Here is an 800-nt window from a genome sequence, read left to right on the forward strand (position 1 = left end):
GGGCGCGGCTTTCGTCGCCCCCCCCGCCCCCCCCGTTGGGCGGGGGGCGGTGCCGGGTCTACCGTTCGGATATTCGGACAGCCAAACGCTGCGGGGCCTGCCTCGCTAACGAATACATATATTGGAGCTGCACCATGAAGCTGATTCTTATCCAGAAGGTCACCAACCTCGGCGGTCTGGGCGACATCGTTGATGTGAAGCCGGGCTACGGCCGTAACTTCCTCGTTCCGAAGGGCAAGGCCCTGCCGGCCACCGCCTCCAACGTTGCCGAGCTGGAAGAGAAGCGCGCCGAGTACCAGGCCAAGGCTGACTCGATCCTGGCCGACGCCGAAGCCCGCAAGGCTGCGCTGGAAGGCAAGAGCGTGACCGTTGCCGCCAATGCATCGACCGAAGGCAAGCTGTTCGGTTCGGTTGGCCCGCGCGACATCGCCGAAGCCTTCACCAAGGCCGGCCTGCCCCTGGAAAAGAGCGAAGTCATCCTGGGCGAAGGCGCTTTCCGCAACGTGGGCGAGTACGAGGTGGTCGTCCACCTGCACGCCGACGTCGAAACCACCGTCAAGGTGGTGGTGGAAGCCGAAGCCTGATCCCTGCCGCAAGGCTGGAATCGCTGAAACGGGCGCCCGCGAGGGTGCCCGTTTTTGTTTTGGGGCTCTTGGTTTGGTCGGCATTGCGCCAAGAGCAGCGCTTTGATTTCCGCGCGCGGGGAGGCCGTCGGGCAGCCCCTTACGGGACACGCCGTAAACCCATCCTTGGGGGCTTGGCAAAAACATCCATGTTTTTGACAGTCCCTACAGGGGCTG

At 63.9% G+C, this 800-nt stretch carries 1 protein-coding gene; it reads left to right on the top strand.

The window, feature by feature from the left end; translation table 11 throughout:
* Positions 1–134 precede the first annotated feature (134 nt).
* The gene (rplI, locus tag QMX79_RS20810; protein ID WP_282248469.1) at positions 135–584 is read left to right on the top strand and encodes a 50S ribosomal protein L9; all 450 of its coding nucleotides are present in this window, start codon (positions 135–137) and stop codon (positions 582–584) included.
* Positions 585–800 lie beyond the last annotated feature (216 nt).

Source organism: Stenotrophomonas sp. PS02300, assembly GCF_029959395.1.
GTDB classification, from domain to species: Bacteria; Pseudomonadota; Gammaproteobacteria; order Xanthomonadales; family Xanthomonadaceae; genus Stenotrophomonas; species Stenotrophomonas maltophilia_AD.